The 13,762-nt window shown below is 71.9% G+C and carries 10 protein-coding genes and 1 pseudogene; 4 read left to right on the forward strand and 7 right to left on the reverse strand.

Going from position 1 to position 13,762, the window contains the following annotated elements; all coding sequences use genetic code 11:
- Positions 1-220: 220 nt before the first annotated feature.
- The 4 genes from OG331_RS49010 to OG331_RS49025 are packed head-to-tail and all read right to left on the reverse strand — an operon-like array spanning position 221 to position 8,437.
- Positions 221-1,501, reverse strand: coding sequence for a TIGR02679 family protein (locus OG331_RS49010; RefSeq protein ID WP_406191409.1), 1,281 nt, complete (start codon positions 1,499-1,501; stop codon positions 221-223).
- Positions 1,498-5,607, reverse strand: a complete 4,110-nt coding sequence (locus tag OG331_RS49015; RefSeq protein ID WP_406191407.1) for a TIGR02680 family protein — start codon at positions 5,605-5,607, stop codon at positions 1,498-1,500. The genes OG331_RS49010 and OG331_RS49015 overlap by 4 nt, the downstream gene beginning before the upstream one ends.
- Positions 5,604-6,830 carry a TIGR02678 family protein gene (locus OG331_RS49020; RefSeq protein ID WP_406191405.1) on the reverse strand — a complete coding sequence of 409 codons (1,227 nt, stop codon included), beginning with the start codon at positions 6,828-6,830 and terminating at the stop codon, positions 5,604-5,606. Before OG331_RS49020 ends, OG331_RS49015 begins: the two co-directional genes overlap by 4 nt.
- Complete coding sequence (locus OG331_RS49025; protein ID WP_406191403.1) at positions 6,827-8,437, reverse strand: TIGR02677 family protein; 1,611 nt, start codon at positions 8,435-8,437, stop codon at positions 6,827-6,829. Before OG331_RS49025 ends, OG331_RS49020 begins: the two co-directional genes overlap by 4 nt.
- A gap of 155 nt (positions 8,438-8,592) precedes the next feature.
- Between OG331_RS49025 and OG331_RS49030 the strand changes: the two genes are divergently transcribed.
- From OG331_RS49030 to OG331_RS49040, 3 genes and pseudogenes are all read left to right on the forward strand, one after another.
- Positions 8,593-8,757, forward strand: a complete 165-nt coding sequence (locus tag OG331_RS49030) for a type II toxin-antitoxin system VapB family antitoxin (RefSeq protein ID WP_406191401.1) — start codon at positions 8,593-8,595, stop codon at positions 8,755-8,757.
- Positions 8,754-9,116 (forward strand): annotated as a pseudogene (locus OG331_RS49035) (VapC toxin family PIN domain ribonuclease). Before OG331_RS49030 ends, OG331_RS49035 begins: the two are co-directional and overlap by 4 nt.
- A gap of 706 nt (positions 9,117-9,822) precedes the next feature.
- Positions 9,823-10,527 carry a L,D-transpeptidase family protein gene (locus OG331_RS49040; RefSeq protein WP_406191399.1) on the forward strand — a complete coding sequence of 235 codons (705 nt, stop codon included), beginning with the start codon at positions 9,823-9,825 and terminating at the stop codon, positions 10,525-10,527.
- Positions 10,528-10,556: 29 nt separating this feature from the next.
- On the opposite strand, the gene OG331_RS49045 is transcribed toward OG331_RS49040, so the two are convergent.
- Together OG331_RS49045 and OG331_RS49050 are read right to left on the reverse strand one after the other, a co-directional pair.
- Positions 10,557-10,991 (reverse strand): reverse transcriptase domain-containing protein, encoded by a 435-nt coding sequence (locus OG331_RS49045; RefSeq protein WP_406210841.1) that lies wholly within the window; start codon positions 10,989-10,991, stop codon positions 10,557-10,559.
- Between the two features lie 195 nt (positions 10,992-11,186).
- Positions 11,187-12,110: an NADP-dependent oxidoreductase gene (locus OG331_RS49050; protein WP_406191398.1), complete on the reverse strand. Its 924-nt coding sequence runs from the start codon at positions 12,108-12,110 to the stop codon at positions 11,187-11,189.
- Between the two features lie 132 nt (positions 12,111-12,242).
- Between OG331_RS49050 and OG331_RS49055 the strand changes: the two genes are divergently transcribed.
- Positions 12,243-13,286 (forward strand): GlxA family transcriptional regulator, encoded by a 1,044-nt coding sequence (locus tag OG331_RS49055; protein ID WP_406191396.1) that lies wholly within the window; start codon positions 12,243-12,245, stop codon positions 13,284-13,286.
- On the opposite strand, the gene OG331_RS49060 is transcribed toward OG331_RS49055, so the two are convergent.
- Positions 13,272-13,700 carry a zinc ribbon domain-containing protein gene (locus tag OG331_RS49060; protein ID WP_406209666.1) on the reverse strand — a complete coding sequence of 143 codons (429 nt, stop codon included), beginning with the start codon at positions 13,698-13,700 and terminating at the stop codon, positions 13,272-13,274. The two genes, OG331_RS49055 and OG331_RS49060, sit on opposite strands and share 15 nt — an antisense overlap.
- Positions 13,701-13,762 lie beyond the last annotated feature (62 nt).

Genomic DNA, 13,762 nt, shown 5'->3' on the forward strand with positions numbered 1-13,762 from the left:
CTGAGGGGAGGGAGCGGGGCCGGGGACGTGCTGCACGAACGCTGCGCCGGTGTGGACATCAGCAGGAAGGACGCCAAGGCGTGTGTCCGCAGCCCGAAGTACGAAAAGGCAAGGCTCGTTCGCCAACGAGAGCATGGCCTGGGGCTCGACCACGAACGCCGTGTTCGCCCTGCGGGATCGCCGCACGGGAGACGGTTACGGCGCCGTGGCCGGCCCCCGCTCACGGGCCGAGGTCGGCCAGCAGGTCGTCGAGTACCGTCTCCTCCTCGATGCGCACGCCGAGTCCGGTAAGGGTCGCGGGCAGATCCGGGTCCCACGCGGCGGTGGTCGGTGTGCCCGTCAGGGGCGAGGCCAGTGGGGTGGCAGCGACCGCGGTGCGGTAGTCGGCGGCCGTATAGCGCCAGGGGTGCCAGGGGACGCGGCGCAGCAAGGCCGAGGCGATACGCAGGCCGCCCCAGTCGAAGTCGCCGTGGTAACGCAGCGTGGTTCCGTGGGCGTGCAGGTGGCGCAGCAGGGTGAGGGCAGCAGCCGAGGGCTGGCCCTGGAGGCAAACTAGCGGCGGGCAGGCGGCGCCCAGGGTGTCGGCCGCGGTGGCCAGGACGGCCGGGTTCTCGCAGACGCGGACGACAGGGGGTGCCGTGCGCGGCGGGTACCGGGTGAGCTGCCGTAGCGTCAGGACTGCCGGTTCGCCCTCGTCGGCCGACCAGTCGAGGGCGGGGGAGCCGCGCAGGCCCAGGGTCAGGACGGTGGAGGACAGGGCGTCCTTGAGGAGCCCGGCCGATGCCCAAGCCTCGCGGCGCCACTCGGAGCCGCTGCCGTCCGGGAAGCCGGTCAGGGAGCGGGCACCGGACAGGACGAGGGTGGCGAGCGGGGTGCCGTTGTCGAGGGCGTGCGCGTCGCCGAAGGCGGCGGCGGCGAAGGCGGGCAGGGACACGGCGGGCTTGGCCGGCAGCCGACGCAATGCCTTGGCGGTGTCCTCCAGCAGGCGCTTCGCCGCTTGCGGAGTGCGGGCGAGCCGGCGTACGAGGCCGTCTGAGACGATCCGCTCGGTCCAGTCGGCCAGTTCGGGCCTGCCGGTGCGGGTGAGCTCGTCGAGCGGGGTGTACGCGTCCCGCCAGGCGTGCTCCTCCCGCTCGCGTACGTCGGCCAGCCGGGCGACAGGTCCTGTGAGGGCGGTGACGGCTGCTGCCAGGCCGTCGGGGCTGATGAGGGAGCGGCGCAGGACGGCGTCCACGGCGTCGAGACGAACGCTCAGCGCACGTCCGGCGCCCGGGGTGCGACCCAGCAGCCGTTCGGCGGCGGCCCGCTGGCCGGCGGTGGGGGCGCTCAGGGAGACCGGGCCGGTGAGGGGTTCGTCCCGCGCCATGCGGCGGCGTATGCGGTCGATCAGCCAGGCGAGGTCGGGCCCGCCGAGCAGCCGGGTCAGGCGGTCGCGGTCGACGGGTGCCGTGGGCTGTCGGTGGGTGTCCCCGAGCTCGCTCGTGTCCGCCCGCTCGCTCATGTCCACAGCGTGTCCTCGGTTTCGGCCATGTCCGGCGTTGCCCGCGGACCGGTCTGCGCAGGGATGCCGCCTGTCAGGCGACCCGGTTCGCTGTCCCTGACCCGTGAGGTCCCGTCCCACTCCCAGCGGGTCACCAGGACGGCCGGGATCTCGTCAACGCGGGAGAGCTGGGCGATGGCGATACCGGGCACCTGCGGGTAGCAGGCCCATTCGCGTTCGGAGGTCATCACCACGTCCAGGTCGAAGGCGTGCAGCAGGCCAAGGCACTTGGCGCGGGAGTCGTCGTCGACCCCGGCGAACGCCTCATCCAGGGTGACCAGCCGCGGAGCATCGGACCCGGCCGTGGCGTAGTGCGAGGAGGCCGCGGCGAACAGCGGCACGCTCACGGCCAGGACGCGCTCGCCGCCGGAGGCGGGCCCTGTGGCGGGAACCCATTTGCCGTGCTGGTGCCGTTCGATGCCGAACTCGTGCCAGGCGCGGTAGTCGAGGGCCGCGGTGAGCACCTCCAGCCAGCTGCCCGCGGTGTCGTCGGCCTGGCGGCGGGCGATCTCGGCCTGCAGGAACTCGCCGACCGCGGCCCGGTCCTCGGCCGTCCAGGCGTCGGCGGACTGGCGCAGCCGCTCGCGGGCCTGCGTCAGCCCGGCCGGCGCCCTGCGGGAGGGGCGCCACAGGAGCCGCAGTCTCATGCCGGTGGAGGTGGGCCGCTCCTTCAGTTCGGCGTTCATGGCCTGTACCTGGCGCTCCGCGGCGCCGATCAGCTCCTGCAGGGTGCCGGCGACCTCGGTCAGCAGGTGGGTTTCGAGGATCTCCCGCTCGTGCGCGGACAGGATGCGGGTCAGCTCGGCGACTTCCACGGCGAGGGCCTCGGCGAGGTCGGGGACAGCACGCGTACGTCCCTGATAGACGATCTCGACGACCATGCCGTCCTCTGCCATCCGGGCCGAGGCGCTGTGACCGCCCCGGGAGAGAGCGTCCTGGAGCTTCTTGTACTCCTCGCTGAGCCGTTTTTGCACGCGCTCCCAGGCGCCGTCGGAGTCGTCGGTGCCGGACAGGTCGCTCTCGACCGCGCGGGCGAGCGCGATGGCCGGGGTGGCGGCCCAGGGCCCGGCGGCCGGGTCGGGCACGGCCGCCTCGGGCAGGGCGACGGCGAGCAGCCCGGTGGCCGCGAACCGCTGGAGTGCGGCGATGGCCTCGGCGCGGGCCTCGGTGGCCTCGCGGACGTCCACTTCCAGGCGTTCGATGTGGCCGAGTGCCAGGTGGGCGCGCCGGTCTGCGGCCGTGTGGTCCTCACGTGCGCGGCGCTGCTCGCGGTCGCACACGGTGAGCGCGTCGGCTGTGTCGGCAAGGCGCCGCTCCAGCTCTGCGACAGCGGTGCCGACGGTGGAACGCAGGGTGGCGTGGCGCTCGTCGGCGGCCGTCGCGATCCGGGCCGTCTCCTCGGCGCGTTGGGCCAGCTCGGTGACCTTCTCCTCGGTCCGCCGGGCTTCCGTGCGCTCGTCGGCCAGGGCCCGTGCCGCGTCGGCCCGCTCGCGCAGCGCGGGCCACAGCCCGGCGAGGACAGCGGTGTGGTCGGCCAGGGCCTGGCGGACGGTGGCGAGGTCCGCCCGGCCTGTGGGCAGGTTCACCGCGGCGGCGGTGTCGGCGAGTTCGGTGGCGGCCTCGGCCTCCTGCCGGGAAGCATCGGCGAGTTCGGCGGCGTGTTCGTCGCGGCGGGCCCGGGCCCGGTGCGCGGTGTCCGAGGCCGCGGCGGCGAGGGCGTGCGCGTGGCGCAGGGCGGCGTCGTCGGGGACGCCGGTCAGTTCGGTGTCCAGGGTGGTGCGGCGCCGGACGACCGCGGCACGTTCGGCGCCGAGGCGTGCCATGTCCCCGGCGTACGCGGCGAGTTCGTCGTGCAGGGCGGTGATCCGGACGCGGCGGGCCTCCTCGCGGGCGCCCTCGCCGACGTACACGGCGACCTGCTTCGACCAGGTGCCGGTCAGCGCGCCGACGCGGAAACGGCCGTCCGCGCTTACCCAGGTGTCACCGCCCGAGCCGAGGCCCACACCGGCGAGGAGGTGGGCGACGGTATGCTCGCTCACCGCCGCGGCCTGGGGGTCGCCGTGGTCCACGGCCGGGCGGAGCACGTCGGCGAGCGTGTGCCCGGCGAGCGGGTCGGCGGGCGAGATTAGGACGTCGTGCCCGTCCGCGTGCAGGGCGGTACCGTCCGGGCACACCCAGGCGTCCAGGAGCCCGGACGCCTCCAACGCGGACTCCAGACCCGCCCGTTCACCGGCAGGGACATGGTCCCGGAACTCGACCAGCCGCCACAGGGCCGCGCCCGGGACCTGCTCGCGCAGCCCAGGGGTACGGGTGTGCGGCTGCGCCGGCCCGCGCTGGCCGCCCGCCTCCAGCTCGGCCAGCTCCCGCTCGGCCTCGGCGCGCCGGGCCTCAAGGCCGACCAGTTCCTGTCCGAGGACGGCTGCCCGGTCGGCCAGATGCGCCGCTCGTGCGCGATGGCCCTGACCGGCTGTCTCCCGTGCCGGATAGGGGCCTTGGCAGTGGGTCACCCAGTCCTGCAGCGCGTCGAGCAGCCCGGCGGGATCGGGTACGGCGAGTTCGTCGCAGGCGTCCAAGTGGGCGCGGACGCGGGCGACGAGGTCCGTGCCCGCCGTATCGGCGGCTTCTTCCCCCTCGGCCTGCCGCCGCGCGGTGTGGCCGGCCTCGGTGTCGGCCTCGTCCAGGCGGCGGGCGGCGGCACGCCGCTCGGCGGCCGTCCGATCGGCGCGGTCCGCCAGCTCCGCCACGTGCTCGACGGTGCGCCGCCTGCGGGCCACCACCTCCTCGGCGGCACGCCGCAGTTCGGTCTCCGACGCCCCGTCGGTGCGCGGCGTGCCGTCGAGGCGGGCCGCCGCAGCCGTGTCCCGGGCGCGCTCGGCCAGGTCGGCGACGCGTTCCTCGGCCGCCGCACCGCGCTGCTCGGCCGTACCGACGCGGCCCAGGGCTCGGGTGTGCACCTGGGCCGCGTCCTGGCGGTCGGTCTCGGCTCGCCTCAGCTCCTCGGCGGTGCGGCGTGCCTCGGCCGCCGCCTGTTCCAGCTCCCGGGCACTGCGCATCTCGGGACCCTCGCGCAGGGCGGCCTGCTGCGCCTTCAGCCGCGTGGCCCTCTCCTCCAGCTCCGTGATCCGTCCGGCCGCAGCCTCCCGGTCCGTCTCGGCCTGCTCCCGCTGGGCCCGGGCCTGGGCCAGGTCGCGGTGCAGTTGCTCGTAGCGGGCGTGTTCGCTGCGGGGCAGCCGGGCGCGGCGGCGTGCGGCCACGCGGGCGTAGCGCCGGTAGTGGTCCAGGAAGGCGGAGGCGGCCCGCTCGGCCTCGCCCGCCGCCCGCAGCTCCTCCTTCTCCTCGTCCAGGGAGCGGAACGCCTCCGCCACGTCGGCGATCACGGCCTGGTCCATCGGCGGCAGCGCCTCGGTCAGAGCGCGGGACAGGGCGGCCTCGTTGGGCCGTTTCGACAGCTGTGGCTGGCGCAGCTGGATGAGCAGGTCGACCAGGGCGGCGTAGCGTCGCTCGCCGAGGCCGAACAGAGCCTCGTCGACCGCGCGGCGGTACGCCGTGGCCGTGTCGTACACCATGCCGTGACCGGCGAGAGCCTCCACGAGCCGGTCCCGCGACAGGGCGGTGCCGGTCGCGTCGAGCAGGCTCAGCTCCTGGCCGATCCGCTGGTCGGTGACGGCGTACCAGTGGCGGGCGATGCCGCGGCCCGCCACGGCCTTCAGCCCGCAGACCAGGGTGCGGAAGCGGGCGCGCCCGGTGTCCTCCTCGATGCGGCCGAACTCGATCCAGGTGTAGCCGAGTCGCTCGGGGTGGGGGTGTTCCCCGCCCAGCAGCAGGTTCCACTCCATGCGCTTGCCCGGGTCGGCGTCGGGCTCCACCCGACGCGGCGACAGGTCGCCGTCCAGCAGGAACGGGAGCGTGAGGGCGAGCACCTTGGACTTGCCGGTGCCATTGTTGCCGCGCAGCAGCAGGCGGCCGTCGCGGAACCAGAACTCCTCGGTGTCGTAGTAGAAGAGGTCGACCAGGCCGATGCGCAGCGGCCGCCACCGGCCGGGCACGGGCTGGGGCAGGGCCGTCACGGTTGCTGTGCCTTTCGCTGGGTGCGGTGTGCAGGGTCCACGACGATGGTCTCGCCGACCGCGTACCGGGCGAGCGCGGGCAGTGCGGCCACGCCGGCGGGCGTGCGCCTCACCAGGCCGAGCCCGGTCAGTTTGGCCAGCGCCTGCTCGACCAGTTCCCCCTCCGTGCCCGGCTGCTTGGCGCTCTTGGACCAGAACGCGCCGTGGATCGCGGCCAGTTCCCGCACTCGGCGCTCCAGTTCACCCCGGCTGACCTCGCCGTCCGCGGCGGCGAGGTGCTCGGCGAGCAGCAGGGTGACGTGCCCGTGGGTACCTTGTTCGGGCATGCGTACGTCGGTGAGGTCGTCATGGGGGTCGACCATGGCGATGCCCTCGGCCCGCACCTCGGGCACCAGGCCGGTCAGTTCGCTGATGCGTGCGGTGAGGAAGGCGCGCTGGCGGGTCAGGTAGGCCAGCTCGTCGTCGGTGAGTTCGTCGTAGTACAGCACGGGGTCGTCGAGGAGGAGGCGGGTGAGTTTGTGGCGGATCGCGCGGAACCGCAGCTCGTCGCTGTCCAGGGCGCTCTCCGCGGTGAGTGCGTCCAGCCGCTCCTCGAAGCTGTCCGCGTCGATCAGTGACGGGCCGTGGCGGGCGGCAAGCAGCCCGGCCAGGACGCGGCGCTCCACGTCGTAGAGCACGTCGCCGGCCCCGCTGACGTAGGCGTCCTCGTCCCCGGCCACCCGGCGCAGCACCCCGTACCGCAGCAGCAGCCGTACGACGGCGGCGAGGTCCAGGCGCTCCTCGCGCCGCTCCAGTGTGAACTCCACACCGGCGGCGACCAGGTGCGGATCGGCGGCGTCGAGCACCACCTGTTCGGCGAGGCGGCCGAGCGCGATCTGGGCCTCCCCGCGTTCCAGTGCGGCCAGCGCCAGGCACAGCAGGACATAGCGGCGGCGGGTGAACGGCACACCGGCGCGGGACGCCTCGCGCGCCGGGTGGGTCGCGTCGGCCAGGGTGCCGGGCGTCCTGCGCAACCGGGCGGACTCCGCGTCCACCCGCAATGACCAGCCGGTGTTGCGGTCGAACCAATCGCGCAGCTCGGCGGCGTGCCGGCGCACCAGGCGGTAGGCCTCGGTGCCAGGGCCGCGGGCGAGCAGCAGCGGCTCCTTCAGCAGGGCGCGGGCGGCCTTGTGGAACTCGGCGGTGCGCCGGCTGTCCAGCACCTCACCCAGGGATGTGGTCACAGCGTATCCCGCGCTGGGATGCGCTGCGTGAGGTCGGTGATCTCGACGGTGTGATCGGGGCCCAGGAACACGCCGCCCGGCGTGCGGATCTCGGCCAACGGCGCGTCGTCGAGGGCGGTGAGGCGGATCTCCATCGTGCCGTCGTTGCTGGCCGCCGTGGTCGTGGTCGTGCCGGGCCGCCAGCTGGCCAGGGCATCGCCGAGCAGCCTGAGGAACAAGCCAAAGGTCACCGGGTCCAGCTCGCCGAGCGCGGACAGACAGGTGATGCCGTCCGTAGCCAGCCGGGCGCGGGCTGCCGCGATCTCCTGCGCCTGCTTCTCGGCGAGCTCGGCCAGCTGCCGCCGCTGCTCGGACCGGTCCTGCACTCTGCGGGGCTTGCCGCGCCGCTCGTAGCTTCCGGTACGGCGCAGCTGCGGGCTGATCCGCAGCGGTTCCGCCTCGGCCCAGAGGGTGGAGGGCGCCACGGGGCGCGCCGCGCGATCGGCGAGAGTGTCGGCGTCGACGGTGAGGTGACGGGCGCAATAGACGCCGAAGGCGGCGCGCCACAGCCGATGCCGCGCCCCGTCGTCCGGGGCTTCGGCGAACCAGCGGGCCAGAGTGCGAAAGTCCGCCGACCGGTCCGAGCGTCCGGCCCGCCGCTCGTTCAACTGCCGCACCACTGCCAGCAGTTGCGGGATCGCGCCGAGCGCGCGCCCGCGCAGCAGGCGGGCCTGGGACTCGCGGCCGTCCCCCGACACGAACCAGGCGGCCAGTCCGGCCCAGCGCCCCGCCCACCGCTCGTACGCCTGCGTTTCGGCGGTGTCCGCCTCGTCCGGAGCGGCATCGGCGGCCTCCCGCACGGCCGCCAGCCGCAGCAGCAGCCTCACCCGGCCCTGGCCCTCCAGTTCCCCGATGAGCAGGGCGATCCTCCCGCCCAGAGTGATCAGATCCTGGATGAACCGTTCCAGGTACTGGATCAGCCGGTCCTTGTAGGCGAGGAACACGTCCACCTCGACGCCGTGCAGGTCGATGGTGCGCTGCAGCGACCCCATGAACGCCCGAGCGTTCTCCGCCAGCGCCTCGAACCGGCTCGTCAGAGCGGACAGCGCCAGATGCGCCTTGGCCGCGTCCGGCTCTTCCTCCGTGGCGAGCACGAGTAGCGCCCGCAGGTGCGTGACGATGTCGTGCAACGCCACCGCCTGGAGTGCTCCGCGCCGCCCCAGCGCCTCGTCGTACACGGACAGCGCCTGCTCCGCGGCTTCGCCGGCCCGGGTGAGCTGGTAGATGAACCGTTTGCGGTAGAAGTCCTCGACCGCGGTGACCCGGGAGGTGTCCGGATCCGCCCGCAGATTGCCCCACCCGACGAGGCCGGTCAGCGCCTTGACGACGGCGTCCGGGCCGGCGGGGCGATGCTCCGGCGCCAGCGCAGCGTGCACGTCCTCGGGTCGCAGATGCACCGCGAACCGCTCCTTTGCCGTCAGGAACACGTGCATCACCTGGCGATACAGGACGGCGTTGGGTGCGGTGAGGTGGGCGAAGGGAGCGTATGAAGTCTCGGACTCTGTGTGTGCGGACGCGGCGGGTCCGGTGGGCCTGGAGCTGTCCGGCTCGGCAGAATGCGGCGTCATCGTCGTGGCATTCTTCCCGATGAAACCCCCGCCGCGTCAACCGAGGCCAAACCCTTGCGCTGCGTCAACCACGTGCGTGTACCTCCGCGTAGAGCCCCACCCATGCATATCGGAGCATATGTATTGAAACATCACCGTATGCACAGGGGAGTGCCATGAGCCGCACCGTGATCGATCTCGACGACGATGCGCTGGAGGCCGCCGCCAAGGAGCTCGGCACCACGACCAAGCACGACACAATCAACACCGCCCTGCGGGAGGTCACCGCCCGCTACCGGCGGCTGCACGCTCTTGGAGAAGCCCGCGAACCGACTACCTGATCGACACCTCCGCGCTCGCCCGTGTCTCCCTCGGCCGGACCACGGCCGAGTAGGACGACAAGATCGCTGCGGGACTCGTCGCCTGTGCGACATCACCGAACTGGAAGTCCTCTACTCAGCACGCTCGGCGCCGGACCGGGAGCACGTGAAGCGCACGCTGAACGCCCACTACACCAGATCCCCATGCCCCACGGCATCTACCGACGCACGCGCGTCGTCCAGGAACTGCTCACCGCCAAGGGCGAGCACCGCAGTGCGGGCCCGTCCACCACGACGACGACCGCGACTTCGAAACGATCGCCCGCACGACCGGACAGCCCATCCGCATCATCGACCTCAGGGACAGAGAAGCGCCGTGAGCGGACACCGGGCCCGCACCTCCTTCACAGCCCGTACCGGTCGAGGATGTTCATCAGCTTGCGCCGGCGTTTCAATTCTGTCCGGAGGCCGGCGAGGTACTCGGTGAACGCCTGCTGGGTCCCTAGGGTCTGTCGTCAATGTGATCTTGATTGGTGGATCATGGTCGGGTGATACGTCGCCATGAACTGACCGATGCCGAGTGGGACTTCGTGCGGCCGTTGCTGCCCCGGACGTCGATGGGGCGGCCTCGGCTGGATGACCGGACGATGCTCAACCAGCGAAGGCTCCATGGCGAATTCAGCCACATCACCCCCGCCGAGCTCGAAGCCGCCCACTACACGCCCGAACTCCCAGCAGCACTCCAGAACCAGCTAACTCACTCTCCACCAAACCCGGGGCTTGGCAAGTAGCGATAGGGCGCTGATGGCTACCGGCCCTGCTTCCCTCTCACGTGCCTTCAAGGACGGCATTTGGCATGGAGGCGCGGGCCACACTGAGCCAACTGGGAGGCAGTCGAGTTGGGTCTTCTTGATCTTGCCGGTCCGCCTCAAAAACCTACATGAGATTTGCATGTGTCCTGCCCCGCCCCTGTCCGCCGCCGCTTTCGTCGCGGGCCTGGCTCTGACCGCGAGCCGCGACTGAGGCACTGCTGCAGGCGTCCCATGGTGGGGCAACCGCTCTGTAAACTCAGGGGAGTTGGTGGCCGTGGAACGTACAAGGACGAGGAGCTGGCGGAGACGGGGCGGTGTCGCCCTCGGCATCACGGGGATCGTGGTGCCGCTGGCGCTCAGCGCGGCCCCGGCGCAGGCCGCCTCGTGCAACTTGAGCACCGGCCCGTACCAACGGCAGGTCGAGCAATTCCTCGGCCTCCGGGTCGATGGAAGGCAGTCCGCGACAGACTGCCAGGCGATCAAGGCGTTCCAGGCCAAGCACGGCATCACGCCGACGATGGGATACGCCGGGCCGATTAGCTGGCGCACGATGAGCACGATGCTGGCCCAGCGGGCAGCGGGCAACAACCCCAACAAGGCCGGCAAGTGCCCGACCAACAAGGGCCGCATCGCCTGTGTGGATCTGACCAGGCAGCTGAGCTGGATCCAGGACGGCACTAGGCTGAAGTACGGCCCGGTGCCGGTGCGGACCGGCAAGGACGGCACCGAGACCCGGACCGGCCTGAAGAAGATCTACTGGCGAAGCATCAACCACTGGTCGACGATCTACCACGTGTCGATGCCGTACGCGCAGTTCTTCGACGGCGGGCAGGCCTTCCACTCGACGACCAAGTCGATGTGGAACCCGCCCGGCTCGGGCGGCTGCGTCAACATGCGGACGGCGGACGCGAAGGCGTACTGGAACCTGCTGAGGAAAGGGGAAGACGTGTATGTCTACGGGCGCAAGCCCGGGACCTGACCGTTCCTAAATGAGCTTCTTCAGCCCGGTCAGGAGCTGGGCAAACTCTGGAGGGCCGGGTGTAGACGTATCGCTTGCTCGTGCCACGTTTGGTCGATGTGGACCACGCGGGTCTTCTCTGCGGAGAGCCGCAGTCCGAGCGGGGCCAGGAGGTCGGCGACCTGCTCGCGCAGGGCCTCGGCCCGCTGGGCCGGACCGCTGACCAGGACGACGAAGTCGTCCGCGTAGTGGACCAGGCGCCAGTTCCCTGTGCCGGTCTTGCGGCGCTTCTCCCGTTGGTACTTGCGGCTCATCAGGCTCTGCCACTGGGCGTGGAAGTGTTCGTCCAGCGCGCTGAGCGCGATGTTGGCCAGCAGCGGGGAGAGGATTCTCCGCCCTGGGGAGTGCCGGTGAGGGTGTCCTTGGCGATGCCGTGGTGCATGACCCCGGACTTCAAGAACGCCTTCACCAGGGCCGCAGCGCAGTTGGTCCCCGCCGCCAGAGGCGGCGGGGAATGGCTCAACGCCGCCGCCTATCGGCGGGCCTGAAAGCAGGCTCCGTTGTTTTTGTCGGGCCCGGTGCTGGAGCGTGGAGGCAGGTGCGCTGACCACTGCGTAGTACGTCGTTGATGGTGTGACGCCGTTCGGGCTTGCTTTTCTTGGTGTGGGTTGGCTGTGGATTCAGGCGACGGTCAGGACGATTTTGCCGGTGGTGCGGCCCTGTTCGCCGAGTTCGTGGGCCTGGGCGGCCTGGGCCAGCGGCAGGACCGTCTCGACGATTGGCTTCACAGCGCCCTGCTCCACGAGCGCGGCGATCTCGCGCAGGCCGAGGTGGTCCGGCTCGACCAGGACCCACATGGCCCGCACCCCGTCCTGGGTTGCGGGGACGTCGTCCGGGCCAGGCAGGGTGATCAGCCGGCCGCCGTGGCGGAGGACCTTCAGGGAGCGCTCGGCCGTCTCACCGCCGAGTCCGTCCAGGACGACGTCGATGTCGGTTACGGCGTCCTCGAATCGTACCGAGCGGTAGTCGATCACCTCGTCCGCGCCCAGCTGTCGCACCAGGTCGTGCTTGGCGGCGCTGGCAGTGCCGATGACGTGGGCGCCGCGGGCCTTGGCGATCTGCACCGCGAGGTGACCGACGCCGCCGGCTGCGGCGTGGACCAGTACCCGCTCGCCGGGTCGCACGTCCGCCGCGTCCACCAGGGCCTGCCATGCGGTCAGCGCGGCGAGCGGCAGCGCCGCCGCCTGCACGTGCGTCAGGCCCGCCGGTTTGTGGGCGAGGTGCCGGGCCGGTGCCACGACGTACTCGGCGTAGCCGCCTGCCTGGCGCGGGAACAGGGGCATCCCGAAGACCTCGTCGCCGGGGCGGAAGATGCTTACGCCGGGCCCGACGGCCTCGACGGTGCCGGACACATCCCAGCCGACCATGGGTACGGCGCCCCATTCGATGAGGGCTCCGCTGGCGCGGGTCTTCCAGTCCACCGGGTTGACTCCGGCCGCGTGTACCCGCACCAGGACCTCGTTCAGCCCCGGCTCCGGCCGCTCGACCTCGCGCTCGATGAGGTTCTCCGGTCCGCCCCACTGCTCCACGACCACCGCACGCATCTCTGTCAGCCTCGTTCTTTCGTCTCGATCGGCCCGCTGCGGGGAGGTTCCCCGGCGCGACGCGGTCCACGATGCGCTATCCCGATCCCTCGTGGTATTGGCCGTCCGGCCAGCATGTGACAGGATCTGGCCATGAGTGAAACTGGGCAGGCATCGACGCCGGACGGGTGGCATCAGGCGCACAAGCCGCCCCGCAGGCCGCGGCGGCATCGCATCGCTGTGCTCGCTCTGGCCGGGGTGCCGCCGTTCGAACTCGGCATCCCCTCCCGGGTCTTCGGCAGCGTCGTGGACGACGAAGGCCGCCCGCTGTACGACGTCACCGTCTGCACGGCGGACGGCGCCCCCGTGCTCAGCGACGCCGGCTTCACGGTGCAGCCCGCGGCCGGCCCTGAGGCCCTGGCCGCCGCGGACACCGTGATCATCCCGCCCACGCATGCCATGCCCGAGCTGGGCCGCGGCGGCCCCCTGCCTCCCGAGGTCACCGCGGCCATCGCCGGCATCCGGTCCGGCGCCCGGCTGGTGTCCATCTGCTCCGGGTCCTACGTGCTCGCCGCGGCAGGGCTGCTCGACGGGCGGCCGGCCACAACGCACTGGAACCTGGCTCCCGAGTTCCGCCGCGCCTACCCCAAGGTCAAGGTCGACGAGGAGGTCCTCTTCGTCGACGACGGCGACGTGCTGACCTCCGCGGGCGTGGCCGCCGGCGTCGATCTGTGCCTGCACATGATCCGCCGCGACCACGGAGCGGCCGCCGCCAACCGGGCCGCCCGGATGTGCGTCGTACCACCCTGGCGGGACGGCGGGCAGGCGCAGTACATCGACCGCCCCGTCCCCGACCCGACCGTCGCCAGCACCACCGCCACCCGCGCCTGGGCCCTGGAACACCTCGGTGAGCCGCTCTCCCTCGCCCAGCTCGCCGAGCACGCCCGCATGAGCCTGCGCTCCTTCACCCGCCGCTTCCGCGACGAGGCCGGCATGACCCCGGTGCAGTGGCTCACCGCACAACGCCTCGAACTGGCCAAGCAGTTGTTGGAGACCACCGACCTGCCGATCGACCTGGTCGCGCACCGAGCCGGCTTCGGCTCCGCGAACTCGCTGCGTACGCACTTGAGAACCGCCTTCGGCGTCTCTCCGGCCGCCTACCGAAGCGCCTTCAGCCGTTGCTCAGAGTCTCAGTGACTCTCGGCTTTCCAGATGTTTCCGTCTGGATGGTCCGTGTCGGTGTCTCCACTGCGTGGGTTGTGCTTCGGTGTCCTGACGGCGGTCTCCCGTTTCCTTTTGCTGCTGGTGCGGCAGGTTCGCGCCATCTGCCCGTCCGCCCCGGCCGGTGTTTGGGCCGGGGTGTTGGCGACGGGTCTCACGGTCGGCTCCACGGGGTTTCGACACGCGGGGCGTGTCCTGGTCTCCGGCCACTCCGGTACCAGTCGTGCGGGCCGCTGCGAGGGCGGCCAGGTTGCGGGCTGCGTTCTCGTCCCGGTCGATGACCAGGCTGCAGAGATCGCAGGTGAAGACTCGGACGTGCAGCGGCAGTTTGGCTTTCGTCGCGCCGCAGTCCGAGCAGGTTTTTGAGCTGGGGTACCAGTGGTCGGCCACGATGGTGGGACACGCGTTGCGCCGGCCTTTGCAGAGCAGTTGGCGGCGGATCTTTTCCGAAC

Source organism: Streptomyces sp. NBC_01017 (genome assembly GCF_045162795.1).
GTDB lineage: Bacteria > Actinomycetota > Actinomycetes > Streptomycetales > Streptomycetaceae > Streptomyces > Streptomyces machairae.

Bases quoted from the DNA above. Each gene is read 5' to 3' on its own strand.
- OG331_RS49010 (WP_406191409.1), bottom strand. From the start codon at position 1,501: ATGAGCGAGCGGGCGGACACGAGCGAGCTCGGGGACACCCACCGACAG.
- OG331_RS49025 (WP_406191403.1), bottom strand. From the start codon at position 8,437: ATGACGCCGCATTCTGCCGAGCCGGACAGCTCCAGGCCCACCGGACCC.
- OG331_RS49030 (WP_406191401.1), top strand. From the start codon at position 8,593: ATGAGCCGCACCGTGATCGATCTCGACGACGATGCGCTGGAGGCCGCC.
- OG331_RS49050 (WP_406191398.1), bottom strand. From the start codon at position 12,110: ATGCGTGCGGTGGTCGTGGAGCAGTGGGGCGGACCGGAGAACCTCATC.
- OG331_RS49055 (WP_406191396.1), top strand. From the start codon at position 12,243: ATGAGTGAAACTGGGCAGGCATCGACGCCGGACGGGTGGCATCAGGCG.